Genomic DNA, 25729 nt, shown 5'->3' on the forward strand with positions numbered 1-25729 from the left:
GCGCCGAGAGGTTTCAGTCATGGACTTTTTGCTCGGATTGTTGAGTCGGTTGACCGGTAACGAAGAACTGGCACGGCTGTTGTTCATCGCTGCGGTTGGTCTCAGCACGGTGCTGGCGGTCGTCGCGCTCCTGCTATTGATGCTGGGCCTGCAGGATCCGGTGCAGCGGCGTCTGGCGCTGATCAAGCGCGGTTACGCTGGCAGCACGGTGGGGCAGGAGGCGCCCAGTAACCTGCAACTGCTGTTGGAGCGGGTAGGCCAGCGTTTTGCTTCCACCGACCAGGCCCACACGTCCGCCACCCAGACCTTGCTGACCCACGCCGGTTATCGGTCTGCCTCGGCGGTGCAGATGTATTGGGCCGTGCGCTTGATGTTGCCGTTGTCGATGGTCGGCGTAGCGTTGTTGCTGCTGCCGATGATCAAGGTTTCAGTGGCCATCGGCCTGCTGGCGGTGACCCTGGTGGCGGGCATCGGCTGGTTGCTGCCGGCGATCTACGTCGGCAAACGCAAGCAGGCGCGTCAAGGCCGGTTGCGCGCGGCGTTCCCGGATGCACTGGACCTGATGGTGGTCTGTGTCGAGTCGGGCCTGGCCCTGCCCACGACGATTGAACGGGTGGCTGAAGAGATGTCGGTCAGCCAGGTTGAGCTGGCCGAGGAACTGGCGTTGGTCAATGCGCAGATCCGGGCGGGCATCACCAGTACCGAGGCGCTCAAGCAACTGGCCGTGCGCACCGGCCTGGAGGATATCCAGGGCCTGGTCAGCCTGCTGGCGCAAAGTATCCGTTTCGGCACCAGCGTGGCCGATACCCTGCGGATCTACGCCGATGAGTTTCGCGACCGGCGTACCCAGGCGGCGGAAGAAATGGGCGCCAAGATCGGCACCAAGCTGATCTTCCCACTGATCTTCTGCCTGTGGCCGAGCTTCTTCCTGGTCGCCATCGGCCCGGCCATGATCGGCGTATTCAGGGCCTTCGGGAATATGTAGGCCACCCATGCCCTGCCGCAAGTCCAATGTGGGAGCGAGCCTGCTCGCGATAGTGGTTTGACAGTCAACGACGGTGTTGAATGTCGGTCCGCCATCGCGAGCAAGCTCGCTCCCACAAATGATCCTGGGGGGCATGAGTCTTGTGTTCAGCACAGTCCACAAGTGGGTGTCCATGAGTCTTGTGTTCACCACCGGTCCATTGTGGGAGCGAGCTTGCTCGCGATAGCGGTGGGTCAGTCAATGAAGGTGTTGGCTGTCAGCCTGCCATCGCGAGCAAGCTCCCACAGGTTTACTCCTGTGTTCTGTCGACCGCTCAAACCAAGAGACCACAGTCTCCGGGAGTGCCTGCATTCGATCCGATGCAGGCACTCCCGGAGACTGTGGTCTTTCGTTTGCCGCGTGTTTCATTTGCTGCTGGTGATCTCCCCACCCGAGTCCTGGTCAAAGAACTCCGGGATCGGATAGTTGAAGCTGTTGAGCCAACGCTGCATGGCCATCTCGCGTTCGGCGGCCGAGGCGGTTTGCAGGTTGGTGGAGGCCACCACGCCGCGAATCTGCAGTTGCATCCAGCTCTCGGTGCCTTGCTGTGCGGCCGAGGAGGGGCCTGGCTCAATGGCCCAGGCGGCGGTGGACAGGCTCACCATGCACACGATCATCAATTGTTTGGTCATCATTTCTTGAACTCCTCGTAACGCTCTACTTGACCGCGCCGGTTGAAGCATCGACGACCTCGGTCAGGCGGTTGGCGGGTGACGTCGCTGCCTGAGTGGCCGAACCCCTGATTTTTTCCGCACGGGCTTGGGCATCTGCCACTTGCTGGGGGCTGAGCTTGGCCATGTTCGCGAGCTCGGCGGCCTGCTTCCAGTTGTCCTGGTAAATCAGCAGGGTCACCATGTTGAACGCGGCCAGGGTGTCGGACTGCTGGAGCTCCATGGCGGTCATGAACTCGAAGCGGGCTTCTGAAATGCGCCGTTGATTGAGGTAGACAACCCCCAGGTCATTGCGGATCTTGCCTTCGGTCGGGGCCATTTTCGCGGCGTGTTCGAGGTACTGCGTCGCGGCCGCATTGTCATTCTTGGCCGCCGCCAACTGACCCAGGCCATGTTCACCGTCAGCGGCCAGGCATGTCCCCAGCAGGCTTTTGTACAGCGGTTCGGCCTCGTTGCGGCCCATCAGGCGCAGGACCCGAGCCTTGCGCAGGCGGACCTGGACCAAGTCTTCGGGCAAGCGTTCGAGGTTCGCCAGGCTGGCGTATAAACGGCCCTCGTTGGCCATGTCTTCGGCCATGTTCAAGGCCAGTTCCTGGTCGGCTCCGGGCCTGGCGCAATCGGCCGTGCGTGAAGCCACCACGCCGCTGCTGGCACAACCGGCAAGCATCAAGGTCGCCGCTAATGCGATCACTGTTTTCATGGGATACCCCTTGGCGAACCGTTGGCCGTCACATGCGTTGCACACCAGGCGCCGGTTCATTGGGAAAGCCCGCTGCGGTTGTCGAACTCGCCATGTTCGAAGAAGTACATGTGGGAGAAATTCGGGTCGTAATTGCGCAGTTGCTCACCCGGCAAGGTCGGCAGTTGCGCGTCGGCCGCCAACGGTTGGACCAGGTGCGGCGTGACGATCATCAGCAGCTCGCGCTCTTCGCGGTTGATGGAGTTGTCACGAAAGAACGCGCCGAGAATCGGCACGTCGCCCAGCCCTGGAAACTTGTTCACCTGGGAGCTGTTACGGGTGCTGATCAGGCCACTGATGACGAAACTTTCGCCATCGGCCAGGGCGATGCTGGTATCGGTACGGCGCACGGTGAGGGCTGGCACCAATGTCCCTGCGATGTTCACCGCGTTGGTGAAATCCAGCTCACTGACTTCCGGTGCCACTTTCAAGGCGATGCGATTCTTGCCGATGACGGTGGGGGTCAGGGTCAGGCGAATACCGAATTCCTTGTACTCGATGGACACATTGTCGCTGCCGGCACTGGGTACTGGGATCGGCACTTCGCCGCCAGCCAGGAAACTCGCGCTCTGCCCGCTGAGGGCCACCAGGCTCGGCCGCGCCAGGGTATAGGCAAAGCCGCTGCCTTCCAGGGCGTTGATCATCAACAGGGTCTTACCGGTGGCGAAAGACAGGTTGAACATGTCGTTATTGACCGGTAATGAAGGCCGGACAACACCGCCGATGGTGGGCAAGGTCCTCGGCGAGCCGAACAGGAAATTGCCACGGCTGCCGAAAATCGACGTCGAGGCTTCCTTGAGCTTGGTCCGGCTGACTTCAACGAAACGGATGTCGGTCTGTACCTGAGCGAGCAGCATCGGGTCTTCGGAAGGTATGCTCGCGGCGCTCGTCAGCGCCTCAGTGGCGCGGCCTTTGACAAAGACCATGCTCTGGCGCGGTATTTTCGAACAGTCGGTCCAGACCATCAGGCTGGTGGCGCCGGGCGCCAGGCCCGTGAGGATGAAGGCATCGCTGCCACTGGGTTGCACATCGGCAATTTTCGGGTCGCCGACAGCCAATTTCGTCACGGGTGCGAGGATACGCAGTTCGCTCTGGAGCCCTTGGCCGACCTCGAAGGTCGCTGGCAAATTGTCCAGTTGCGAACAATTTGCCGCTGCGGCCTGAGCCGCGTCCAGGCCAAGGCCCATCCAGAACAGACCATGGATGAAATGTTTTAAAACGGGGGCGGTGCGCTGGGTCATGAAGTGATCCTCAATAAGAGGCCATCCCTAGGCTTACCATTGCCTCGGATCACTTAAGAGGCCCGGGCTACCCCTTTCCAACTCGCCAGACCTTTCATGAATGCCGGCTTCAGGCCTCGTCGCTACCAGCAAACGGGCGCATTACACCGGCCCGACTGAACGACAGGCAGCTTGCGAACAACTCTTCTGAGTCCCGGAACATCCGGGAATTGTCGAGGCAGTGACAGTATCGATCAGGTCGCTTGAGGCACTTTTTACCGGCCCCGTCCTCGCTTCTGTTTCACGTTAGTTCAAGCATGGCAAAGCGCCACGCTCCAGGACAAAAAAATGACTAAAAGCTGACGGAAGGAAAAACCAATCAAACGCGCGTCAATAATATGTCTTTTTGTGCGGTTTTCGGTTGACGAGTTCACATGGAAAGGATCAGCCGTCCGGCAAAAAGAATCAGCACCACCCCCATGGTCCGCTCGAACCAGTGGCCCATGCGCATGAAGACTTCCCGCACCTTGGCGCTGGAAAAAAACAGCGCCACGACCACAAACCACAACGCATTCACCATGCACATCCAGAGCCCATACAACGCCTGGATCTGCAGCGGTGTCGTCGCACTGATCAAGGTGGTGAAGATCGCCAGGAAAAACAGCGTGGCCTTGGGGTTGGTGGCGTTGGTCAGGAAACCGGTGACAAAGGCCTTGAAGGGCGTTTGCCCGGTAGCGGCCTGTTCGTTGTTCTGTTCTTTTTCAAGGGAGGACTTGGGTTGGCTGCGCAGCAGGCTGATGCCCAAGTAGAGAATGTAGGCGCCGCCCACGACCTTGGCGGCGGTCAGTAACCACGCAGTGGTGTGCATCAGCGCGCCGACGCCGAGCAAGGTGTAGAGGACATGCACCGAGATGCCGGCACCGATGCCCAGTGCAGTGCAGATACCGACCCATCGGCCGAAGCGAACGCTCTGGCGAATCGTCACGGCGAAATCGGGACCGGGCGCGACCACCGCCAGAAAGTGCAGGGTGGCCAGGGTCAGGAATTCACCAAGGTAGTTGGATAGCATTTCAGCTCCAAAAGGTCAGGGGCGAGGAGTCGCCGCGATAACCGACAAAAAAAGAAAGGCTCAGGCGTGGGGCGGCCACACCGGGGCTGACCGAATGCATGCATTGCGAATTGAACATGATGAAGTCGCCGGGTTGCGGTCGTACTTCCAGGGTCGGGCGGCCGAGTAAGGCGGGGTCGATGCCGTAGCTGTCGCCGCGCATTTCATCGAACAGGTCTGGCGAGACATGCTTATCCCACATTTGCAGCGCGCCACCTTCAGAGGGCATGTTGAGGTAGACGTTGCAGGCGAGCTGGGCTTGCAGGCTGTGGGCCTGAAAACTGTCGGGTGCATCCTTGGCGAAAATATCGTGATGGGCCAGGAAGCACACGCCGGGTTTCACCACGCGAGACAGGCCTACGTACATCTTCCGGCCATAAAGGCTTTCCAGGTGTGCTCCCGCCGGCCAGGTTTCGTCGAGCATGCAGCGCAACGTGTCGACCGGCGAGGAGTAGGGGGCACAGCGGTTGCGCAGCTCGACGATATTGCGACCGGCCTGGCTGAAGTAGTCCTCGATCAGTGGCGGCTGATTCTCGGCTTCGTAGAAGGCCATGCCGATGCGCCCGATGCTGGGGGCGTTGATATAACCTTCGAAACCGGGGGCAAGGATCTTGTTGCCAATTTCAATGGCCAACGATTGCGACAGGAAGTTTTTCAAGCGCACGGCGAGCACTTCGCCATCTATCAGTTTCTTGATGCACCACTGATCGAGGTGCTCGACATCAAGCATCATGAGACAGGTCCGTCTGAATAGGGGGTGGGGCCTGCGAGCGGTTCCTGGTCGCAAGGGTGGCGGGTATCAGGCCACGTGGTAATGCACCGACAACGTGCCTTTCTTTTGCGAAAGCGAGGCGATGGTGACGGCTCCCAGTTCCTGCAGCCGTCGCACATGGGTGCCGCCGCAGCCGTAAGCCGTCAGCTCACCGAAACCGACTTCCCGGGTGCCTTGGCGAAGTGCGATCAGGCGAGGCAAGTCCTCGGCGATCCATGCATCGATGCCCTGCTGGATGATCGATGTGTCCAGCTCCTCGGGATGTTCCCCAGGCTGGAACTGCACGCGGCTTTCGCCGGGCCAGTGGTGGGCCTTGATCGGCTTCCAGCCACGGCTTTCGGCGAAATGGCCGATCAGGTGCCCGGCCGAATGCAGGCGTGAATTCAGCCGCCGCCGCTGCTCATCCACGCGGATCGCGGCCATGCCCGGGGTCACTGGGCGGTCGACGTAATGAATGATCTGTTGTCCGTCCTGAACGACGCGCAGTACTTGGCTGTCGCCGATCCATCCGGTGTCGCAGGGCTGGCCGCCGCCCTGGGGGTGGAACAGGGTGGCGCGCAGCACCACGGTGAATTCGTTTTCCTGGGGCTGCAGTCCAGGACTTCCACATTGGCCTTGAGGTCATCGCTATGGAAAAAAAGGCGAAGCGTCATGGTCCATACCCACATCAGAAATTGTGACGGGATTATAGGTAGCGTGTAAAAGGGTGATAATCCGTTCAAATTTCAAAGGACTGTTGCACCATGAGCACAAATCTACCGTTGCCGTTGCTCGCCGAAATGGCGGTCTTCGTCAAGGTTGTGGAGAGCGGCAGCTTTTCCGAAGCGGCCCGCCAGTCAGGCTCGTCGCCTTCGGCCATCAGCCGCAGCATTTCTCGCCTGGAGAAAGCCCTGGCGACCCGACTGCTGCAGCGCACCACCCGCAAGTTGCGTTTGAGCGATGGCGGAGAAGAGGTGTTCAAGCGCTGCCAGGAGATGGTCGCCGCCGCTCGGTCGGTGATGGAGATCAGCGGCCAGTTCACCCAGGAAGCGGAAGGGCGCATCCGCGTCAGCGTGCCCAAGGCCGTGGGGCGTTTCGTGATTCATCCACACATGCCTGAATTCTTGCGCCGTTATCCGAAGGTCGATGTGGAGTTGTTCCTGGAGGATCGGCAGGTCGACCTGATCGATGATCACGTCGACCTGGCCATCCGGATTACCGATCAACCATCGGCCGGGCTGGTGGGGCGCCAGTTGCTGACCATTGACCACCTGCTCTGCGCCACGCCGCAATACCTGGCGGAGCACGGTGTTCCCACGCATCCCCACGATTTGCTGGAGCACAGTTGCATTTACTTGGGCGAAACGCCCAATGACGCGCGTTGGAAATTCAAGAAAGGCAGCAAGTCGGTCACCGTAGGCGTGCGCGGACGCTACGCGGCTAATCATACGGGGGTGCGGTTGGGGGCGGTCTTGCAGCACATCGGCATCGGTAGCCTGCCGTATTTCACCGCCCGTCACGCCTTGGAGCAGGGATTGATCGTGCAAGTGTTGGCCGACTGGACGTTCCTCGCTTCGTACCATGGTGGCTTGTGGTTGCTGCATTCGCCGACCCGCTACCTGCCGCCGAAGCTGCGGGTGTTCATTGATTATCTGGTGGAGTGCCTGGCGAAGGAGCCGACCTTGAACAAGGTGGGGGGAGGGGGGCGTTCCAGCAGGGTCGCGGCGCACTACGAGTTGCCGGAAAGTGATGGGTTGTTCTGACGGGCCTCATCGCGAGCAAGCTCGCTCCCACACTGACTGCGGTTGATCATGACCTTCTGTGGGAGCGAGCTTGCTCGCGATGAGGCCCGTCCAGGCAACACACTTGGGCAAGGCTAAAAAAAGGCCCGCCGGTTTAACCGTGCGGGCCTTTTGCATGACGGATCGCAATCAGTGCTTGCTGTCCTGGTCCGACATCGCCAGCAGTTGCTTTTCCTGGTTCCAGTCGAAAGGCTCGTCGTTTTGCTCGGCTTCGAAACGACGTTCTTCCAGGGCCTGGTACAGGGCGATTTCTTCGTCAGGCATGTAGTGCAGGCAGTCACCGGCGAAGTACCAGAGCAGGTCGCGAGGCACCAGGTGGGCGATCTGTGGGTAACGGACGATCACTTGGCACAGGAGGTCCTGGCCCAGGTACTGGCTTTCGATCGGGTCGACGGGCAATTGCGCGCGCAACTCGTCGAAGCGTTCCAGGAACAAGGCGTGGCTTTCTTCGGGCACCTGTTCGGCCTCACCCACGGCGACCAGGATGCTGCGCAAGTGGTCAAGCAAGACAAGGTGATCGGCAACGACATTGGACACGAGATAAGTCCTCAAGAGCAAAACGGGCGCAGGAGTATAAAGCCCTTGCGCCTGCTTTTGTAGGTGAAGAGCTATAGGTGAAGAGCTCTAGGTGTCGGCGTACCTGGCCATCAGGATCAACGGACCTTGTCTGGCGCCAGCGTCAGTTCGGCCTTGTCGAAATCATCCACGTCGATGACGTTGCGCCGCGCCGCCTCGGCCGCGCGCAAGGTCTGCGCTTCACCGGCTTGCAGCACGCCGGCCTCCAGGGCCGCATCGATGAGGGGTTCGCCAGGGGCCGGATTGAGCTGACCCTGCTTGAGCGCACCGTGCAGTTTCTTGTGCAGCGGATGGGCGGCCGCCAGCAGGTCGGCGGCGTGTTGCAAGGCGCCCACCGGATCGTCGGTCGATTGCGGGCGATAGCAACCCTGCAGCAACTCTTCCAGAGTCGGGTCACCCTTGGGCCGGCCGATGACCGCGGCCACCTCGGCGTCGAGCTTGTCGCTCGGGCCCTTGTGACGCCGACCGAAGGGGAACACCACCAGGCGCAACAGGTAGCCCAGTATCCGGTTCGGGAAGTTGCTCAGCAGTTCATCCAGCGCACGTTCCGACTGGCCGAGGCTTTCTTCCATGGCCCAGGTGAACAGCGGCGTCATGTGGTCCGGCGAATCCAGGTCGTGATAACGCTTGAGCGCGGCGGACGCCAGGTACAGGTTGCTCAAGACGTCGCCCAGGCGGGCCGACAAGCGTTCGCGGCGTTTGAGCTCTCCGCCCAGCAGCATCATGCTCAAGTCCGCCAGCAGCGCGAAGGCCGCGGCCTGCCGGTTGAGGGCGCGAAAATAACCCTGGCTCAAGGCATTGCCGGGGACTCTCTCGAAATGCCCCAGGCCCAGGTTGAGCACCAGGGTGCTGGCGGCGTTGCTGACGGCGAAACCGATGTGCTTGAGCAACAAGGCATCGAACTCGACCAGCGCCTGGTCCTTGTCTTCACGGGTTGCCAGGGCCATTTCCTTGAGGACGAACGGATGGCAGCGAATGGCGCCCTGGCCGAAGATCATCAGGTTGCGCGACAGAATGTTCGCGCCTTCGACCGTGATGAAGATTGGCGCACCTTGCCAACTGCGCCCCAGGTAATTGTTCGGGCCCATGATGATGCCCTTGCCGCCATGTACGTCCATGGCGTGGCTGATGCACTCGCGACCACGCTCGGTCAGGTGGTACTTGAGAATGGCCGACAGCACCGAAGGTTTTTCCCCCAGGTCCACGGCGTTGGCGGTCAGCATGCGTGCCGCATCCATCAACCAGGCGTTGCCGCCGATGCGCGCCATGGCCTCCTGGATACCTTCGAACGCCGACAACGGTACGTTGAATTGTTCGCGCACCTGGGCGTACTGGCCCGTCACCAGGCTGGTGAACTTCGCAGCGCCGGTGCCCACCGCCGGCAGGGAAATCGAGCGCCCGACCGACAGGCAGTTCATCAGCATCATCCAGCCCTTGCCGAGCATGGCCTGGCCGCCGATGAGGAAGTCCAGCGGGATGAACACGTCCTTGCCCCAGTTCGGTCCGTTCATGAACGCGGCGCCCAGGGGCAGGTGACGGCGGCCGATATGCACGCCTGGGGTGTCGGTGGGAATCAAGGCGAGGCTGATGCCCAGGTCTTCCTCGTCACCCAGCAGGTGGTCGGGGTCATACGCCTTGAAGGCCAGGCCCAGGAGCGTGGCCACCGGGCCGAGGGTGATGTAGCGTTTTTCCCAGTTCAGGCGCAGGCCGAGGGTTTGCTGGCCCTCCCATTCACCCTTGCAGATGATGCCGGTGTCGGGCATCGCCCCGGCGTCGGAGCCGGCCAGCGGCCCGGTCAGGGCGAAGCAGGGGATATCGTCGCCGCGGGCCAGTCGCGGCAGGTAATGGTCGCGTTGTTCGTCGGTGCCGTAGTGCAGCAGCAGTTCCGCCGGGCCGAGGGAGTTGGGGACCATCACGGTGGAGGCCAGGTCGCCGCTGCGGGTGGCCAGTTTCATCGCGACCTGGGAGTGGGCATAGGCGGAGAAGCCCTTGCCACCATATTCCTTGGGAATGATCAGCGCGAAGAACCCGTGCTCCTTGATGTGGGCCCAGGCTTCAGGGGGAAGGTCCATGGCCTGGCCGATCTGCCAGTCGCTGACCATCGCGCAGAGGGCTTCGGTAGGGCCGTCGAGGAACGCCTGCTCTTCCTCGGTCAGTTGCACCTTGGGGTAGGCCAGCAGTACGTCCCAGTCCGGGCGACCGCTGAACAGTTCGCCATCCCACCACACCGTGCCGGCATCGATGGCGTCGCGCTCGGTCTCGGACATGGGCGGCAGGGTTTTCTGGAACCAGTCGAACATCGGCGCGCTGAAATATTTGCGGCGCAGGTCCGGTAGCAGCAGCGGGGCCGCGACAGCCGCGAGCACTACCCAGAGGATCAGCATCAGCCAGCCGGGCGCGTGGCTGAAAATGCCCATGGCCAACAGGTAGACCGCGACGATACCCAGCGCGGGCAGCGGGGCGGTGCGCCGATGCGCCAGCCAGGCGATCCCGACAACCAGGACCAGTATCCACAACAACAGCATATGTAATCCTCCGTGAACCAAGGCAAAACCGACCTTCAGAGCTTAGACGGCATCTGCAAAACCGGCAGTCGGCGCGATGTGATTGATTTCGTGGGAAACCCTGGTTGCATTGCGCCAGTCTGGTTGGCAACAGCCGCGGGAAATCGTTCGTTAACAAGGTGAGAAAACGCCATTGTTTGGCCGGAATGCCGTTATCGCTGGGCAGGGGCTGTGGATAAACTCGTGGAAAGCGCTCCGTAGGAGCTGCCGAAGGCTGCGATCTTTTGATCTTGATCTTGATCTTGATCTTGATCTTTCGCTTGCGATTCAACTGTCTGGGACAAGATCGCAGCCTCGTTGCACTCGACAGCTCCTACGGGCGGTGATGTTTTTCCAGAGGCCTTTTTATGCAGCAATACCTGAATCCCGGCCGCTTCATCGACAGCGATCATCCCGCGGTCATCGACTTCGCCGAAACCCACCGCGGCGCCGAGCGCGACCCGCGGGCCCAGGCGGTCAGCCTGTATTACGCCGTGCGCGAGGCGGTGCGCTACAACCCCTATACCTTCAGTCGCGACCCGGCGACCCTGTGCGGCAGTTACGCGCTGGCTGCGAGTGAAAGCTATTGCGTGCCCAAGGCCACCTTGCTGGCCGGCTGCGCCCGGCATTGCGGCATCCCGGCGCGCATCGGCCTGGCGGATGTCCGCAATCACCTGTCCACCCCGCGTCTGCTGGAACTGCTCAGGAGCGACGTGTTCGCCATGCACGGTTATACCGAGCTGTACCTGAACGACCGCTGGGTCAAGGCCACACCGGCTTTCAACCAGGGCTTGTGCGCGTTGTTCGACGTGGCCCCGCTCGAGTTCGACGGTCGCCACGACAGCGTCTTCCACCCGTTCAATCGGCAAGGGGCGAAGCTGATGGAGTACATCACCGACCATGGCCAGTTCGCCGACGTGCCCGAGGCATTCTTCTTCGAACACCTGGAGAAGTGCTACCCGCATCTGTTCGGCGAACAGGTGCCGCGCTTGCTCGGCGACATGCAGGACGATTTGAGTCGCGCCTGATCAGGCGTATGCTGCTGCGGCATTTATCCATCGAGGACGCCGTGATGCTGAAGATATGGGGCCGGAAAAATTCATCGAATGTGCGCAAGGCATTATGGTGCGCGGAGGAGTTGGGGCTGGCCTACGAGGCCATCGATGCGGGCGGGGCGTTCGGTGTGGTGGACACGCCCGAGTACCGCGCGAAAAACCCCAACGGCCGCGTGCCGACGATCGAGGACGACGGCTTCGTGCTGTGGGAATCCAACACCATCGTGCGTTACCTGGCGGCCCGTCATGCGTCGGGATCGGCCTGGTATCCTGCTGACGTACAGGCCCGGGCCCAGGCTGAAAAATGGATGGACTGGACCACGTCCAGCTTTGCCGCACCGTTTCGCACGGTGTTCTGGGGCGTCTTGCGCACCCCGGCCGAACAACAGGATTGGACGGCCATCAACGCGGCGATCAAGGAGTGCGACGATCTGCTGGCCATGGTCGAGCGGACCTTGAGTGCACAGCTTTACCTGTCGGGTGATGAAATCGGCGTGGGCGACATTCCCCTGGGCAGTTTCATTTATGCCTGGTTCGAGATGCCCATCCAGCGCGCCGAGCGGCCTGCCGTACAGGCCTGGTACGCACGGTTGCAGCAGCGCCCGGCCTACCGCAAAGCCGTCATGACCGCGTTGACTTAATACCTACTATCAACACGCTTGACTGTACTTGTGCGGCGACGCCAAGCACCATTGCCTCGGTGCGCCGTGTTGCATTGCTCGCCGCCCGCCCTTATCTATTCTTTTCTTCCCTCCCTTCTTGGTGCGTAATCCGATATGAGTTCCGCTCTGTCCATCCGGCAGCTAACCAAAACCTACGGCAACGGTTTCCAGGCCTTGAGTGGTATCGATCTGGACGTCGCCGAAGGTGATTTCTTCGCCTTGCTCGGCCCTAACGGTGCCGGCAAATCCACCACCATCGGCATTCTTTCCACCCTGGTGAACAAGACCAGCGGCACGGTGAACGTCTTTGGTCATGACCTGGACCGCGAGCCCGCAGCCCTCAAGCGCTGCATTGGCGTGGTGCCCCAGGAATTCAACTTCAACCAGTTCGAAAAGACCTTCGACATCGTCGTGACCCAGGCCGGTTACTACGGCATCCCGCCAAAGATCGCCAACGAGCGCGCCGAGCAGTACCTGACCCAATTGGGCCTGTGGGACAAGCGTGACGTGCCGTCCCGTTCACTGTCCGGCGGCATGAAGCGTCGCCTGATGATCGCCCGCGCGCTGGTGCATGAGCCGCGCCTGCTGATCCTCGACGAACCGACCGCCGGCGTGGACATCGAGCTGCGTCGCTCGATGTGGAGTTTTTTGACCGAGCTGAACCAGAAAGGCATCACCATCATCCTCACCACCCATTACCTGGAAGAGGCCGAGCAGTTGTGCCGCAACATCGGCATTATCGACCACGGCACCATTGTCGAGAACACCAGCATGCGCCAGTTGCTCAGCCAGCTGCATGTGGAAACCTTCCTGCTGGACCTGAAACACGACCTGAAGACCGCGCCCCAGCTCGTCGGCTATCCGGCCCGCCTGGTGGACAGTCGTACCCTGGAAGTGCAGGTGGACAAAGCCGTGGGCATCACCGGGCTGTTCACCCAACTGGCCCTGCAAAACATTGAAGTGCTGAGCCTGCGCAACAAAACCAATCGCCTCGAGGAGTTGTTCGTGTCCCTGGTGGAGAAGAATCTGGCGAAGGTGGCGGTATGAGCATGAGTTCCGAACTGCGCCCCAACCTCATCGCCCTCAATACCATCGTTTACCGTGAAGTCCGGCGTTTCACGCGGATCTGGCCGCAGACGCTGCTGCCGCCGGCCATCACCATGGTCTTGTACTTCGTGATCTTCGGTAACCTGATCGGCCGGCAGATCGGCGACATGGGTGGCTTCACGTACATGGACTACATCGTGCCGGGGCTGATCATGATGTCGGTGATCACCAACTCCTATGGCAACGTGGTGTCGAGTTTCTTCGGCAGCAAGTTCCAGCGTTCGATCGAAGAGCTGATGGTCTCGCCGGTGTCGCCCCATACGATTCTCATCGGCTACACCTTGGGCGGTGTCCTGCGCGGCCTGGCGGTGGGCCTGATCGTGACCCTGCTGTCGTTGTTCTTCACCGATCTGCAGGTGCATCACCTGGGAGTGACGATATTGGTGGTGGTGCTCACGGCCACGATCTTTTCGCTGCTGGGGTTCATCAATGCCGTGTTTGCGCGCAACTTCGATGATATTTCGATTATCCCGACGTTCGTGCTCACGCCGCTGACTTACCTGGGCGGGGTGTTCTACTCGATCTCTCTGTTGCCACCGTTCTGGCAGACCGTGTCCCTGGCCAACCCGGTGTTGCACATGGTCAATGCGTTCCGCTACGGCATCCTCGGTGTATCGGACATCAAGATCAGCATCGCCATCACCTTCATGCTGGTGGCAACCGTGGTGCTCTACATCGGCTGCGCGCGGTTGCTGGTCAGCGGGCGGGGCATGCGCACCTGACCCCAGCCCCTGTGGGAGCGAGCTTGCTCGCGATGGTGTCGGGTCATCCAGTCATTTTTCTGGCTGACACACCGCTATCGCGAGCAAGCTCGCTCCCACATTGAAATGCATTCCCTTGCGGGAGCTTGCTCGCGACGGCGTCAGTCGAAACACCACAAGAAAGGCCTCCATTCCCAGGAGGCCTTTTTTGCATCTCACATCCGGCTTTTCTTGCGCCGCCGCCACTGGCGGGCGACCCACCAGCGCCAGTAACTCATGGTGACGAAGTAGGCCAGGGCGCCGAGCACCAGGCCGGTCACCACCGAGCCCAGCAGGAATGGCTGCCACAAGGTGGAGAGCTGGCCGCTGATCCATTCCCAGGTCAGTTCTTCGGGCAATGTCCGGGCAGGCACGTCCATCAGCCAGGCGCCGGTCTGGTAGGTGCAGAAAAACACCGCAGGCATGGTGATCGGATTGGTCAGCCACACCAGGCTCACCGCGATCGGCATATTGCCGCGCACCGTGACGGCCAACGCGGCGGCCAGCAACATCTGCAACGGGATTGGCAAGAATGCGGCAAACAGGCCAACGGCCATCGCCCGGGCCACGGAGTGCCGATTGAGGTGCCAAAGGTTGGGATCGTGCAGCAGGGTGCCGAGAAAACGTAAGGACTTATGTTCCCGAATGCTCTCTGGGTCTGGCATGTAACGTTTGAATAGGCGCCGGGGCATAAGGCTTCTCGGTCGGTTCAACGCAGTAAGGCCGCAAGTATGTCTGGATTCTACGGCTGGCAGATTCAGACTTTGTGACAATTGATAACGCCAGGGGTGCCGCTGAGCGTCTATGCCTGAAGAGGGGCATTCTCAAGGACGGGTTATGCGCACAGGATTAGTCGCGCTTGCATTGGGGTTGTTGGCCCCGATTGGTTTACCGGCACTGCCGCCGTTGTGGCTGGTGGCAGCCATGCCGGTGCTGGCGCTGATGGTGTTGCCGTTTCGAACCTACCCGTTGGGTTTTTTCCTGTTCGGGCTGGCTTGGGCCTGCCTGTCGGCGCAGTGGGCGCTGGACAATCGATTGCCCGTCGCCCTGGACGGAGAAACCCGCTGGGTCGAAGGGCGCGTCGTCGGTTTGCCGCAACAGGGCGATGGCGTGGTGCGCTTCGAACTGGCCGATGCCCATTCGCGTCGTACCCGATTACCGGCAACGATGCGCCTGGCCTGGTTCGGGGGGCCGCCCATCAACAGTGGCGAACGATGGCGATTGGCAGTGAAGCTCAAGCGGCCCGCCGGGTTGTTGAATCCGCACGGTTTCGACTATGCCGCCTGGTTGTTGAGCCGCGGCGTCGGCGCGACCGGTGCCGTCAAGGACGGGCGGCTCCTGCAGGCGGCCCGGGGCGCCTGGCGTGACGAGGTGCGCCAGGCGCTGGCACAGGTCGACGCCCACGGCCGCTCCGGCGCGCTGGCGGCATTGGTCCTGGGCGACAGCGGTGGGCTGAGTCGCGAGGACTGGCAGGTTTTGCAAGACACCGGCACCGTCCATTTGCTGGTGATCTCCGGGCAGCACATCGGTCTGCTGGCCGGCCTGGTGTATCTGTTGGTGGCTGGCGCGGCGCGTTATGGCCTGTGGCCGGCAGGGCTGGCGTGGTTGCCCTGGGCCTGTGCGCTGGCCTTTTGCGCCGCCCTGGGCTACGGCTTGCTCGCCGGCTTCGAGGTGCCGGTGCGACGGGCCTGCGCAATGATTGGCCTGGTGTTGCTGTGGCGCTTGCGTTTCAAACAGCCGGATCCGTGGTGGGCATGGCTGTTGGCTTTCACCGGGGTGCTGGTGTTCGACCCGCTCGCCAGCCTGCGGCCAGGGTTCTGGTTGTCGTTTGCGGCCGTCGCCATCTTGATGTTCACCTTTGGCGCTCGCCTGGGACCCTGGCGCTGGTGGCAAACCTGGACCCGTTCCCAGTGGCTGGTTGCGGTCGGCCTGTGTCCGTTGCTGTTGATCGTGGGGTTGCCGGTCAGCCTCAGCGGGCCGCTGGTGAACTTGCTCGCGGTGCCCTGGATCAGCCTGCTGGTCTTGCCGCCCGCGCTGCTCGGCACGGCGTTGTTGCCGGTGCCGCTCATCGGTGAAGGCCTGCTGTGGATCGCCGGCGGGTTGCTCGATCTGTTGTTCAAGGGGCTGGGGCTGATTGCCGGACGAATACCCGCCTGGGTCCCCGTTGCGGTCCCGCCGTGGGCCTTGGGCATCGCCGCTTCAGGGGCATTTCTGCTGCTACTGCCCAAAGGCGTGCCGCTGCGTGTGTTGGGGTGGCCTATGGTGTTGCTGATGGTGTTTCCCCCACGAGAACACCTGCCGCAAGGGCACGCCGAGGTCTGGCAACTGGACGTGGGCCAAGGGCTGGCGGTGCTGGTACGCACCCGGCATCACAGCCTGCTCTACGACGCCGGGCCGCGCTTTGGCGAGGCCGATGCGGGCGAACGCGTCGTACTGCCGACCTTGCGCAAGCTCGGTGTGCACGGCTTGGACCTGATGCTCCTCAGCCATGCCGACGCCGATCATGCCGGCGGTGCCCAAGCGGTGCGCAATGGGCTGCCGACGATGGAAGTCATCAGTGGTGATCCCGATGCGCTGCCCGATGAACTGCAAGCCGGGCCTTGCGACAGCGGCAGGCGCTGGGAATGGGATGGCGTCGGGTTCAAGCTGTGGCGCTGGGCATCTGCTGTCGAAAGCAACCAGAAGTCCTGCGTCCTGCTGGTGGAGGCCAGCGGCGAACGCCTGCTGTTGACCGGCGATATCGACATCCCTGCCGAGCGCGCCTTGCTCGACGAGGCCCTGGCGCTACCGATCCAGTGGCTGGCCGCGCCTCATCACGGCAGCCGCAGTTCGTCGTCGATGGCGTTGTTGTCGCGCCTCAAGCCGCATTCGGTGTTGATCTCCCGAGGGCAGGGCAACGCGTTCGGTCATCCCCATCCCCAAGTGATGGCCCGCTACCGTCGCTCGGGCCTGGCGATCTACGACAGCGCCGAGCAGGGCGCCATTCGTCTGCAACTGGGCGCGTTCGAGTTACCGCGCACCGAGGCCGGGCACCGACGTTACTGGCGCGATCCGCCCGCCGTCGGGCCGCCGGGGCAACATTGATCCAGGGCAATCGGCTGATGCGCTTATCGGCGGGGCGGGTCTGCAAGGCGAGTGTGTGTGATAAAGTGGCGCACTTTTTCGAGGGGGCAGTCACTGTGTGGGAATTGGTCAAATCCGGCGGCTGGATGATGTTGCCGATCATTCTGAGTTCCATCGCGGCACTGGGTATCGTTGCCGAACGCCTGTGGACCCTGCGGGCCAGCCGCGTGACCCCGGAGCATCTGCTCGGGCAGGTCTGGGTCTGGATCAAGGACAAGCAGCTGAACAAGGACAAGCTCAAGGAGCTGCGGGCCAGTTCGCCGCTGGGGGAAATCCTCGCCGCGGGCCTGGCGAACTCCAAGCATGGTCGCGAGATCATGAAGGAGTGCATCGAGGAAGCCGCCGCCCGGGTCATCCATGAACTGGAGCGCTATATCAACGCCCTGGGCACCATCGCCGCCATGTCCCCGTTGCTGGGGCTGCTGGGAACGGTGCTGGGCATGATCGACATCTTCAGCGCGTTTACCGGTTCCGGCATGACCACTAACGCCGCGGTACTGGCCGGGGGGATTTCCAAGGCCCTGATCACCACCGCCGCCGGCCTGATGGTGGGGATTCCGGCGGTATTCTTCCATCGGTTCCTGCAACGCCGCGTCGACGAGTTGGTCGTTGGCATGGAGCAGGAAGCCATCAAGCTGGTCGAGGTGGTGCAGGGTGACCGTGACGTGGACCTGGCTGGGGGCAAGCAGTGAAATTCCGCCGCAAGCCACGGGAAAACATCGAGATCAACCTCGCGTCGCTGATCGACGTGGTGTTCATCCTGCTGCTGTTTTTCGTCGTGACCACCACGTTCACCCGGGAAACCCAGCTCAAGGTTGAATTGCCGCAAGCCGTCAGCGGCTCGCCGGCCGAAGACCAGCAATTGAAGAACCTGGAAGTCACCATCAGCGCCGAAGGGGCGTTCTCGGTGAATAACCAGTTGCTGCCCAAGAGCGACCTGGCGAGCCTGATCGAGGCCCTGCAGAAAGAATCCGGCGGCGACACCAACCTGCCGCTGTCCATCAGTGCCGACGGCAAGACCCCTCATCAATCGGTGATCACCGCCATGGACGCGGCCGGCAAGCTCGGCTTCAGCCATCTGCGCATGACCACGGTCGAGGCGGCTCCCGCACCCTGATGGCCATGTCCGATCGATTGCTTGCCGCGTGGTACGAAGGCCATCCGGCCCTGGCCCTGCTACGGCCGCTGGAGTGGTTGTACCGGCGGGTGGTGGTGGGCAAGCGCGAGCGTTTCCTGGCGGGTGAAGGCCCGATCTACCAGCCCCCCGTGCCGTTGGTGGTGGTGGGCAATATCACCGTGGGTGGCACTGGCAAGACGCCGTTGATCCTGTGGCTGATCCAGCATTGCCAGCGTAGCGGCTTGCGGGTCGGGGTGGTCAGCCGGGGCTATGGCGCCAAGCCGCCGCAACTGCCGTGGCGGGTCGCGGTCGGGCAGGGCGCCGACGTCGCGGGCGACGAGCCGCTGTTGATCGTCCAGCGCACCGGTGTGCCGTTGATGATCGACCCCGACCGCAGCCGCGCGGTCCAGGCGCTGCTGGAGGCCGAGCCGCTGGACCTGATCCTGTCCGACGACGGCATGCAGCATTATCGGCTGGCCCGGGACCTTGAGCTGGTGCTGATCGACAGCGCCCGAGGCCTGGGCAACCGGCGTTGCCTGCCCGCCGGGCCGTTGCGCGAACCGGTCGAGCGCCTGCAATCGGTCGACGCCGTGCTGTACAACGGCGCCAGTACCGACCGCGAAGACGGCTTCGCCTTCCAATTGCGCCCCACCGAGCTGGTGAACCTGGCCAGTGGCGAACGCCGCCCCCTCGACCATTTTCCACCCGGCCAGGCCCTGCACGCCGTGGCCGGTATCGGCAACCCCCAGCGTTTCTTCACGACCCTCGAAACGCTACACTGGCGGCCAATACCGCACGGGTTTGCCGACCATGCCGAATACAGCGCCCAGGCCTTGAACTTCACGCCATCCCTGCCGGTGGTCATGACGGAAAAAGACGCGGTCAAATGCCGTGCCTTCGCCGCGCCCGACTGGTGGTACCTGGCGGTGGACGCCGCGCCGTCGCCGGCCTTCGCGGCCTGGTTCGATACGCAGCTGATGCGCCTGTTGCCGGACCGACTCTTGCCTTAACACCTTTTACCCAGGGGAACTCCATGGACACCAAACTGCTCGATATTCTGGCCTGCCCGGTCTGCAAAGGTCCGCTCAAGCTCAGCGCCGACAAGACCGAACTGATCAGCAAGGGTGCCGGCCTGGCCTACCCGATTCGCGACGGCATTCCGGTGATGCTCGAAAGCGAAGCCCGCACCCTGACCACCGACGAGCGTCTGGATAAATGACCACCGCCTTTACCGTTGTCATTCCGTCGCGCTTCGCCTCGACGCGCCTGCCCGGCAAGCCGTTGTTGTCGATCGCCGGCAAGCCGATGATCCAGCACGTCTGGGAGCAAGCCAGTAAAAGCAGCGCCCAGCGCGTGGTGGTGGCGACTGACGATGCGCGTATCGTCGAGGCCTGCAAAGGCTTTGGCGCCGAGGTCGTGCTGACGCGCGAAGACCATAATTCCGGTACCGATCGCCTGGCGGAGGTCGCGGCGAAGCTCGGTCTTGCCGCCGACGCGATCGTGGTCAATGTACAAGGTGACGAGCCGTTGATCCCGCCGAGCGTGATCGATCAGGTCGCCGCCAACCTCGCGGCCCACACCGAAGCGCGCATGGCCACCCTGGCCGAGCCGATCGAGGATGTGCAGACCCTGTTCAACCCCAACGTGGTCAAGGTGGTCAGCGACCTCGATGGCCTGGCGTTGACCTTCAGCCGTGCGACGTTGCCCTGGGCGCGGGATGCCTTCGCCCAAGGTCGCGACGTGATGCCGCAAGGCGTGCCGTACCGTCGTCACATCGGCATCTACGCCTACCGCGCCGGCTTCCTCCAGGATTTCGTCGCCTGGGGCCCGTGCTGGCTGGAAAACACTGAAGCCCTGGAACAGCTGCGAGCGCTATGGCATGGCGTGCGGATCCATGTCGCCGATGCGTTGGTGGCCCCGCCGGCCGGTGTCGACACCGCCGAAGACCTCGAGCGCGTTCGTCGCCTGCTGGAGGCTTGATGCGGGTCCTGTTCGTCTGCCTCGGCAATATTTGCCGCTCGCCCACCGCCGAAGGCATCTTGCGCCACAAGTTGCGAGAGGCCGGGCTGGCCGGGCAGGTGGAAGTCGCTTCCGCCGGCACCGGTGACTGGCACGTCGGCAAGGCCCCGGACAAGCGTAGCCAGGCGGCGGCCTTGAAGCGTGGCTACGACCTGTCGGCCCAGCGCGCGCAACAGGTGACGCGCGCCGATTTCGCCGCCTATGACCTGATCCTGGCGATGGACAGCAGCAACCTGCGCAATCTCCAGGCCCTGCAACCGGCCAATGGCAAGGCCGAGTTGGATCTGTTCCTGCGGCGCTACGAAGCCGAGCTCGATGACGTGCCGGACCCGTACTACGACGGCGAGCAGGGCTTCGAGCAGGTGTTGGACTTGATCGAGCGGGCCACCGATCGCCTGGTGATCGAATTGAAGGGGCGGTTATGACCTTGCAGGTACGGGCGGGCGTCAGCCTCAAGCCCTTCAACAGTTTTGGCGTAGACGTCAGCGCCCGATTGTTCGCCGAAGCCCGCGACGATGAGGAGGTTCGCCAGGCGCTGGCCTATGCCCGCGAGCATGCCGTGCCGCTGCTGGTGATCGGCGGCGGCAGCAACCTGCTGCTGACCGGCGACATCGACGCCTTGGTGCTGCGCATGGCCAGCCGGGGGATCCGCCTGCTCAGCGAGGATGGCGAACGGGTGGTGATCGAGGCCGAAGCCGGGGAACCCTGGCATCCTTTCGTCCAACATACGTTGGCGCAAGGTTGGTCGGGCCTGGAAAACCTCAGCCTGATTCCCGGTACCGTAGGCGCGGCACCGATGCAGAACATCGGCGCCTACGGTGTGGAGATCAAGGATGTCTTCGCCGGCCTCACTGCGCTGGATCGCCAGACCGGCGAGCTGAGGGACTTCACCCTTGAGGACTGTCGGTTTGCTTATCGCGACAGCCTGTTCAAGCAGCAAGCGGGCCGCTGGTTGATCCTGCGAGTGCGCTTTGCCCTCAGCCGCGGTGCACACTTGCACCTGGAGTACGGCCCGGTCCGCCAGCGATTGAGCGAACAGGGCATCGCTCTGCCGACGCCCACGGATGTGAGTCGGGCCATTTGCAGCATCCGCAGCGAAAAACTCCCCGACCCGGCCATGCTGGGCAATGCCGGCAGCTTCTTCAAGAACCCGCTGGTGCCGGCCACCCACGTGGCGTATCTCAGGCAGCAATACCCCGATCTTGTGGCTTATCCACAGCCAGCAGGGCAGATGAAGATCGCCGCCGGCTGGCTGATCGAACGGGCCGGCTGGAAGGGCTTTCGCGAGGGGGATGCCGGGGTGCATAAGTTGCAGGCGTTGGTGCTGGTCAACTACGGCAATGCCACCGGCCCACAACTGTTGGACCTGGCCCTGCGGATCCAGAAAGACATTGCCGAACGTTTCCAGGTCGAGCTGGAAATGGAGCCCAATCGGTACTGAGCCGCCTCACCCAGCACCTGAAAAAACGCCCTGCACACTCTTGCACATGAACATTTGTGCAGGATTGTGCAGGGCGTTTTGCTTGATCCTGGGTTAATTTAGTTCGCTAACGATGCGACCATCGCATCCTAAAGGCCCGATGCAGACGCCTGTGTGCGCCTGCATAAGAGAGCCCGATCAGCCTGAGCCAGTCTGCAACAACCGACCCGTTACCCAAGCGGCAGATTGCTCGACCCCATCACTCGAATTATTGTGCGGGCGTGCCCATGATTACCCTGAAACTCAATGGAAAAGACCATCAACTGGATGTGACCGAGGACATGCCGCTGCTGTGGGCTATCCGGGATGTGGCCGGTTACAACGGCACCAAGTTCGGCTGTGGCCTGGGCCTGTGTGGCGCCTGCACCATCCACATCGACGGCGCCCCGGCGCGCAGTTGCATCACGCCAATCGGCTCGGTGAAAGGGCAGGACGTCAGCACCATCGACGGGCTTCATGCCGACCCGGTCGGGCAAATTGTCCAGAAGGCCTGGCTCGACACGGCGGTGGCCCAGTGCGGTTACTGCCAGGGCGGGCAGATCATGTCCGCCACCGCGTTGCTCAAGACCAACCCCAACCCGAGCGATGAGCAGATCGAAGAAGCCATGGTCGGCAACATCTGCCGTTGCGGCACGTATAACCGGATCAAGACCGCGATCCGCCAGGCTTCCACTCACCTGAAGGAGGCCAAGGCATGAGCCGCTTGCCCGATGATTTCGTGCTGAGCAACCTCAGCCGCCGTGGTTTCCTCAAGGGTGCGAGCGCCACCGGCGTGCTGGTGCTGGCGGCCACCTGGGGCCTGCCGGATGCCTTTGCCGAGGAAAAGAAATTCGGCGCCGAGGGCATGCCCCATGGCGCGGTCGACGACCCGAAGGTGTACGTCAGCATTGCCACCGATGGCAGCGTGACCGTGATCTGCAACCGTTCGGAAATGGGCCAGGGCGTGCGCACCAGCCTGAGCATGGTGGTCGCCGACGAACTGGACGCTGACTGGGCGCTCGTCAAGGTCAAGCAGGCGCCGGCCGATGAGGCGCGTTTCGGCAACCAGGACACCGACGGTTCGCGCAGCATGCGTCACTGGTACGAGCCGATGCGCCGTTGCGGGGCTGCCGCCCGGACCATGCTGGAACTGGCCGCTGCCGCCCAGTGGAAGGTCCCGGTGGGTGAATGCCATGCCCAACTGCACAAAGTGCTGCACCAGCCTTCGGGACGTGAACTGGGCTATGGCGAATTGGCTGCCGCCGCCAGTGCCTTGCCCGTGCCGGCCCGTGACAGCTTGCGTCTCAAGCAGCCATCGGAGTTCCGCTACATCGGCAAGGAAGCGAGCCGGGCCATCGATGGCGCGGACATCGTCAACGGTCGTGCGGTGTTTGGTGCCGATGTGCATTTCGACGGCATGCTCTATGCGGTCATCGCGCGTCCGCCGGTCTATGGCGGCAAGGTCAAGAGCGTGGACAGCAGTGCGGCGCTGAAGGTGCCGGGCGTGGTCAAGGTGGTCCAGATAGAGGGACGTCCGCTGCCCTCGGAATTCCAGCCGTTGGGCGGCGTAGCGGTGGTGGCGAAGAACACCTGGGCGGCGATCAAGGGCCGCGAGGCGCTGAAAATCCAGTGGGACGATGGCCCGAATGCCGGTTATGACTCCATTGCCTATCGCAAGGAACTGGAAGCGGCCGCCCTCAAGCCCGGAAAAGTCGTGCGCAGCAGCGGTGACCTCGACGATGCGCTGGCCAAGGCTGATTCGACGTTGGAGGCGTCGTATTACTTGCCGCACCTGTCCCAATCCCCCATGGAACCGATGGTTGCCGTCGCCCGGTTCAAGGACGGCCAATGCGAGGCTTGGGCGCCGAGCCAGGCGCCACAGGTGACCCGTGAACGTGTCGCCGAACGCCTGGGTATTCCTTTCGAGAAGGTCACGGTGAACATCACGTTGCTGGGCGGCGGTTTCGGACGCAAGTCGAAACCAGACTTTGTCGTCGAGGCGGCGGTCCTCGCCAAGGAGTTTCCCGGCCAGGCAGTACGGGTGCAATGGACCCGCGAGGACGACATTCATCACTCGTACTTCCACACCGTATCGGCCGAATACCTCAAGGCCGGCCTGAACCAGGACGGCATGCCGTCCGGTTGGCTGCACCGCACCGTAGCCCCGAGCATCACCGCACTGTTCGCACCGGGTATGACTCACGAGGCGCCGTTCGAAATAGGCATGGGCGTGACCAACATGGCCTACGCCATTCCCAACCTGCGCCTGGAAAACCCCGAAGCGGTGGCCCATACCCGGGTGGGCTGGTATCGCTCGGTGTCGAACATTCCTCACGGCTTCGCAATCCAGAGCTTCATTGACGAACTGGCTCACAAAGCCGGCCAGGATCCGCTGAAGTACCAGGTCAAATTGCTCGGGCCGGACCGTAAGATCGATCCGCGTACCTTGAGCGAAGAATGGAACTACGGCGAATCCCCCGAGCGTTACCCGATTGATACGGCGCGGATCCGCACGGTGCTGGAAACCGCCGCGAAGGCCGCCGGTTGGGGCCGGGAACTGCCCAAGGGCCGTGGCCTGGGGCTGGCAGTGCACTACAGCTTCGTCACCTACGTGGCGGCGGTGCTCGAGGTGGAGGTCAAGGACGATGGCACGGTGATCGTGCACAAGGCGGACATCGCCGTGGACTGCGGCCCGCAGATCAACCCCGAGCGCATCCGCTCCCAATTCGAAGGCGCCTGCGTCATGGGCCTGGGCAATGCCATGGTGGGCGAAATCAGTTTCAAGGATGGCAAGGTGCAGCAGGACAATTTCCATATGTACGAAGTGGCGCGCATGTCCCTGGCGCCCAAGGAAGTGGCCGTGCACCTGGTCACGCCACCGGGTGAGGTGCCGTTGGGGGGTGTCGGCGAGCCGGGCGTGCCGCCGATTGCGCCGGCCCTGTGCAATGCGATTTTCGCCGCCACCGGCCAGCGTATCCGTAACCTGCCTGTGCGCTATCAGCTGCAAGGCTGGCAACAGGCCAAGGCCTGATGGACAGCGTCGATCTGAATGTCCTGCGCAGCGTGCTCGAGTGGCGCCGCGCCGGGCAGCGGGTGGTGTTGTTCACCGTGGTCCAGACCTGGGGCACTGCGCCAAGGCCGCCGGGGGCGATGCTGGCCCTGCGCGAAGATGGCGTGGTGATCGGTTCGGTGTCGGGCGGTTGTGTCGAGGATGACCTGATCGCCCGGCTGCATGACGGCCGTATTCCGGCGGACGGTCCGCCGGTGCAACTGATCACCTATGGCGTCACCCGCGAAGAGGCGGCGCGCTTCGGCCTGCCGTGCGGCGGGACCCTGCGCCTGACCGAGGAGCGGGTGGGCGATCCGCAGTGGGTCGCAGCGTTGCTGGAGCGCTGCGAGGCCCATGAAATCGTCGCCCGTGAGCTGACGCTGACCAGTGGCAACGTGGTCCTGACCCCGGCCAGCAAGACCGACGCCCTGGTGTTCGATGGGCAGGTGCTGCGGGCCATTTACGGCCCGCGTTGGCGGTTGCTGCTGATCGGTGCCGGGCAATTGTCGCGCTACGTGGCGGAAATGGCCCGGCTGCTGGACTTCGAAGTGCTGATCTGCGATCCGCGCAAGGAGTTCGTCTATGGTTGGGAAGAGCAGCATGGGCGCTTCGTCTCGGGGATGCCCGACGAAGCCGTGTTGGGCATCCAGACCGACGAGCGCACGGCCATTGTGGCGCTGACCCATGATCCACGCCTGGACGACATGGCGCTGCTCACGGCCCTGGACTCCAAGGCTTTTTATGTCGGCGCCCTGGGGTCGCGGGTCAACAGCCAGAAACGCCGGGACAACCTGGCTCAGCTAGGCTTGTCTGCGGAGGCGATTGACCGCTTGCATGGACCGATCGGCTTGCACATCGGCAGCCATACCCCGGCGGAAATCGCCTTGTCGCTGCTGGCCGAAATCGTGGCCATCAAGAATGGCGTGGAACTGCGGCAGAAAAAACCGCTGTAAGCCGTGGGTAA

Annotated in this window: 25 protein-coding genes and 1 pseudogene; 17 read left to right on the forward strand and 9 right to left on the reverse strand. The window is 62.7% G+C overall.

What is annotated here, in order from left to right; all coding sequences use genetic code 11:
* Nucleotides 1–19: 19 nt before the first annotated feature.
* On the forward strand, nucleotides 20–985 hold the full coding sequence (locus BLU85_RS17860; protein WP_092201872.1) for a type II secretion system F family protein: 966 nt from the start codon (nucleotides 20–22) through the stop codon (nucleotides 983–985).
* A 404-nt stretch (nucleotides 986–1389) separates the two neighbouring features.
* On the opposite strand, the gene BLU85_RS17865 is transcribed toward BLU85_RS17860, so the two are convergent.
* From BLU85_RS17865 to BLU85_RS17890, 6 genes and pseudogenes are all read right to left on the reverse strand, one after another.
* Nucleotides 1390–1659 carry a DUF3613 domain-containing protein gene (locus tag BLU85_RS17865; RefSeq protein ID WP_060741209.1) on the reverse strand — a complete coding sequence of 90 codons (270 nt, stop codon included), beginning with the start codon at nucleotides 1657–1659 and terminating at the stop codon, nucleotides 1390–1392.
* Between the two features lie 22 nt (nucleotides 1660–1681).
* Nucleotides 1682–2395: a tetratricopeptide repeat protein gene (locus BLU85_RS17870; protein ID WP_092201957.1), complete on the reverse strand. Its 714-nt coding sequence runs from the start codon at nucleotides 2393–2395 to the stop codon at nucleotides 1682–1684.
* 56 nt (nucleotides 2396–2451) lie between these two features.
* The gene (locus tag BLU85_RS17875; protein ID WP_092201874.1) at nucleotides 2452–3675 is read right to left on the reverse strand and encodes a type II and III secretion system protein family protein; all 1224 of its coding nucleotides are present in this window, start codon (nucleotides 3673–3675) and stop codon (nucleotides 2452–2454) included.
* Nucleotides 3676–4084: 409 nt separating this feature from the next.
* The gene (locus BLU85_RS17880; RefSeq protein ID WP_092201876.1) at nucleotides 4085–4723 is read right to left on the reverse strand and encodes a LysE family translocator; all 639 of its coding nucleotides are present in this window, start codon (nucleotides 4721–4723) and stop codon (nucleotides 4085–4087) included.
* A gap of 1 nt (nucleotide 4724) precedes the next feature.
* Nucleotides 4725–5495: a 2OG-Fe(II) oxygenase gene (locus tag BLU85_RS17885; protein ID WP_092201878.1), complete on the reverse strand. Its 771-nt coding sequence runs from the start codon at nucleotides 5493–5495 to the stop codon at nucleotides 4725–4727.
* Nucleotides 5496–5561: 66 nt separating this feature from the next.
* Nucleotides 5562–6187 (reverse strand): annotated as a pseudogene (locus BLU85_RS17890) (alanyl-tRNA editing protein).
* Between the two features lie 90 nt (nucleotides 6188–6277).
* Between BLU85_RS17890 and BLU85_RS17895 the strand changes: the two are divergent.
* Complete coding sequence (locus BLU85_RS17895; protein WP_092201880.1) at nucleotides 6278–7276, forward strand: LysR family transcriptional regulator; 999 nt, start codon at nucleotides 6278–6280, stop codon at nucleotides 7274–7276.
* 168 nt (nucleotides 7277–7444) lie between these two features.
* Here BLU85_RS17895 and BLU85_RS17900 read toward each other — a convergent pair whose 3' ends face one another.
* On the reverse strand, nucleotides 7445–7852 hold the full coding sequence (locus BLU85_RS17900) for a PA2817 family protein (protein ID WP_003204309.1): 408 nt from the start codon (nucleotides 7850–7852) through the stop codon (nucleotides 7445–7447).
* Between the two features lie 116 nt (nucleotides 7853–7968).
* Nucleotides 7969–10416, reverse strand: a complete 2448-nt coding sequence (locus tag BLU85_RS17905) for an acyl-CoA dehydrogenase (RefSeq protein WP_092201882.1) — start codon at nucleotides 10414–10416, stop codon at nucleotides 7969–7971.
* Between the two features lie 386 nt (nucleotides 10417–10802).
* Between BLU85_RS17905 and BLU85_RS17910 the strand changes: the two genes are divergently transcribed.
* From BLU85_RS17910 to BLU85_RS17925, 4 genes are all read left to right on the forward strand, one after another.
* Nucleotides 10803–11462, forward strand: a complete 660-nt coding sequence (locus BLU85_RS17910) for a transglutaminase-like domain-containing protein (RefSeq protein ID WP_092201884.1) — start codon at nucleotides 10803–10805, stop codon at nucleotides 11460–11462.
* Between the two features lie 44 nt (nucleotides 11463–11506).
* Entirely contained in the window at nucleotides 11507–12130 is a 624-nt protein-coding gene (locus tag BLU85_RS17915; RefSeq protein WP_092201959.1) for a glutathione S-transferase family protein, read from the forward strand.
* Between the two features lie 135 nt (nucleotides 12131–12265).
* A complete protein-coding gene (locus tag BLU85_RS17920) occupies nucleotides 12266–13198 on the forward strand; it encodes an ABC transporter ATP-binding protein (protein WP_092201886.1) in 933 nt (310 codons plus the stop codon).
* Nucleotides 13199–13200: 2 nt separating this feature from the next.
* On the forward strand, nucleotides 13201–13980 hold the full coding sequence (locus BLU85_RS17925; protein ID WP_170847601.1) for an ABC transporter permease: 780 nt from the start codon (nucleotides 13201–13203) through the stop codon (nucleotides 13978–13980).
* A 194-nt stretch (nucleotides 13981–14174) separates the two neighbouring features.
* Here the strand turns inward: BLU85_RS17925 and BLU85_RS17930 are convergent, their stop codons facing one another.
* Nucleotides 14175–14690, reverse strand: a complete 516-nt coding sequence (locus BLU85_RS17930; protein ID WP_046063671.1) for a DUF2062 domain-containing protein — start codon at nucleotides 14688–14690, stop codon at nucleotides 14175–14177.
* A gap of 145 nt (nucleotides 14691–14835) precedes the next feature.
* On the opposite strand from BLU85_RS17930, the gene BLU85_RS17935 reads away from it, so the two are divergent.
* The 11 genes from BLU85_RS17935 to BLU85_RS17985 all read left to right on the forward strand — a co-directional run bounded on the left by BLU85_RS17935 (nucleotide 14836) and on the right by BLU85_RS17985 (nucleotide 25718).
* Nucleotides 14836–17082, forward strand: coding sequence for a DNA internalization-related competence protein ComEC/Rec2 (locus BLU85_RS17935; protein WP_092201890.1), 2247 nt, complete (start codon nucleotides 14836–14838; stop codon nucleotides 17080–17082).
* Between the two features lie 95 nt (nucleotides 17083–17177).
* Nucleotides 17178–17813: a MotA/TolQ/ExbB proton channel family protein gene (locus tag BLU85_RS17940; protein WP_162491247.1), complete on the forward strand. Its 636-nt coding sequence runs from the start codon at nucleotides 17178–17180 to the stop codon at nucleotides 17811–17813.
* The gene (locus tag BLU85_RS17945) at nucleotides 17810–18238 is read left to right on the forward strand and encodes an ExbD/TolR family protein (RefSeq protein ID WP_053123850.1); all 429 of its coding nucleotides are present in this window, start codon (nucleotides 17810–17812) and stop codon (nucleotides 18236–18238) included. Before BLU85_RS17940 ends, BLU85_RS17945 begins: the two co-directional genes overlap by 4 nt.
* Nucleotides 18238–19248, forward strand: a complete 1011-nt coding sequence (lpxK, locus tag BLU85_RS17950; protein ID WP_092201892.1) for a tetraacyldisaccharide 4'-kinase — start codon at nucleotides 18238–18240, stop codon at nucleotides 19246–19248. Before BLU85_RS17945 ends, lpxK begins: the two co-directional genes overlap by 1 nt.
* A 23-nt stretch (nucleotides 19249–19271) precedes the next feature.
* A complete protein-coding gene (locus BLU85_RS17955; protein ID WP_003179363.1) occupies nucleotides 19272–19457 on the forward strand; it encodes a Trm112 family protein in 186 nt (61 codons plus the stop codon).
* Nucleotides 19454–20218 (forward strand): 3-deoxy-manno-octulosonate cytidylyltransferase, encoded by a 765-nt coding sequence (gene kdsB / locus BLU85_RS17960; RefSeq protein WP_092201894.1) that lies wholly within the window; start codon nucleotides 19454–19456, stop codon nucleotides 20216–20218. Before BLU85_RS17955 ends, kdsB begins: the two co-directional genes overlap by 4 nt.
* Nucleotides 20218–20682, forward strand: coding sequence for a low molecular weight protein-tyrosine-phosphatase (locus tag BLU85_RS17965; protein WP_060741219.1), 465 nt, complete (start codon nucleotides 20218–20220; stop codon nucleotides 20680–20682). The genes kdsB and BLU85_RS17965 overlap by 1 nt, the downstream gene beginning before the upstream one ends.
* Nucleotides 20679–21698, forward strand: coding sequence for a UDP-N-acetylmuramate dehydrogenase (murB, locus tag BLU85_RS17970; RefSeq protein ID WP_092201896.1), 1020 nt, complete (start codon nucleotides 20679–20681; stop codon nucleotides 21696–21698). The genes BLU85_RS17965 and murB overlap by 4 nt, the downstream gene beginning before the upstream one ends.
* A 266-nt stretch (nucleotides 21699–21964) precedes the next feature.
* The gene (locus tag BLU85_RS17975) at nucleotides 21965–22435 is read left to right on the forward strand and encodes a (2Fe-2S)-binding protein (protein WP_060741221.1); all 471 of its coding nucleotides are present in this window, start codon (nucleotides 21965–21967) and stop codon (nucleotides 22433–22435) included.
* Entirely contained in the window at nucleotides 22432–24747 is a 2316-nt protein-coding gene (locus BLU85_RS17980) for a xanthine dehydrogenase family protein molybdopterin-binding subunit (RefSeq protein ID WP_092201898.1), read from the forward strand. Before BLU85_RS17975 ends, BLU85_RS17980 begins: the two co-directional genes overlap by 4 nt.
* Nucleotides 24747–25718, forward strand: coding sequence for an XdhC family protein (locus tag BLU85_RS17985; RefSeq protein WP_092201900.1), 972 nt, complete (start codon nucleotides 24747–24749; stop codon nucleotides 25716–25718). Before BLU85_RS17980 ends, BLU85_RS17985 begins: the two co-directional genes overlap by 1 nt.
* The last annotated feature ends 11 nt before the right edge of the window (nucleotides 25719–25729 follow it).

Source organism: Pseudomonas sp. NFACC14, from assembly GCF_900106885.1.
GTDB lineage: Bacteria > Pseudomonadota > Gammaproteobacteria > Pseudomonadales > Pseudomonadaceae > Aquipseudomonas > Aquipseudomonas fluorescens_AA.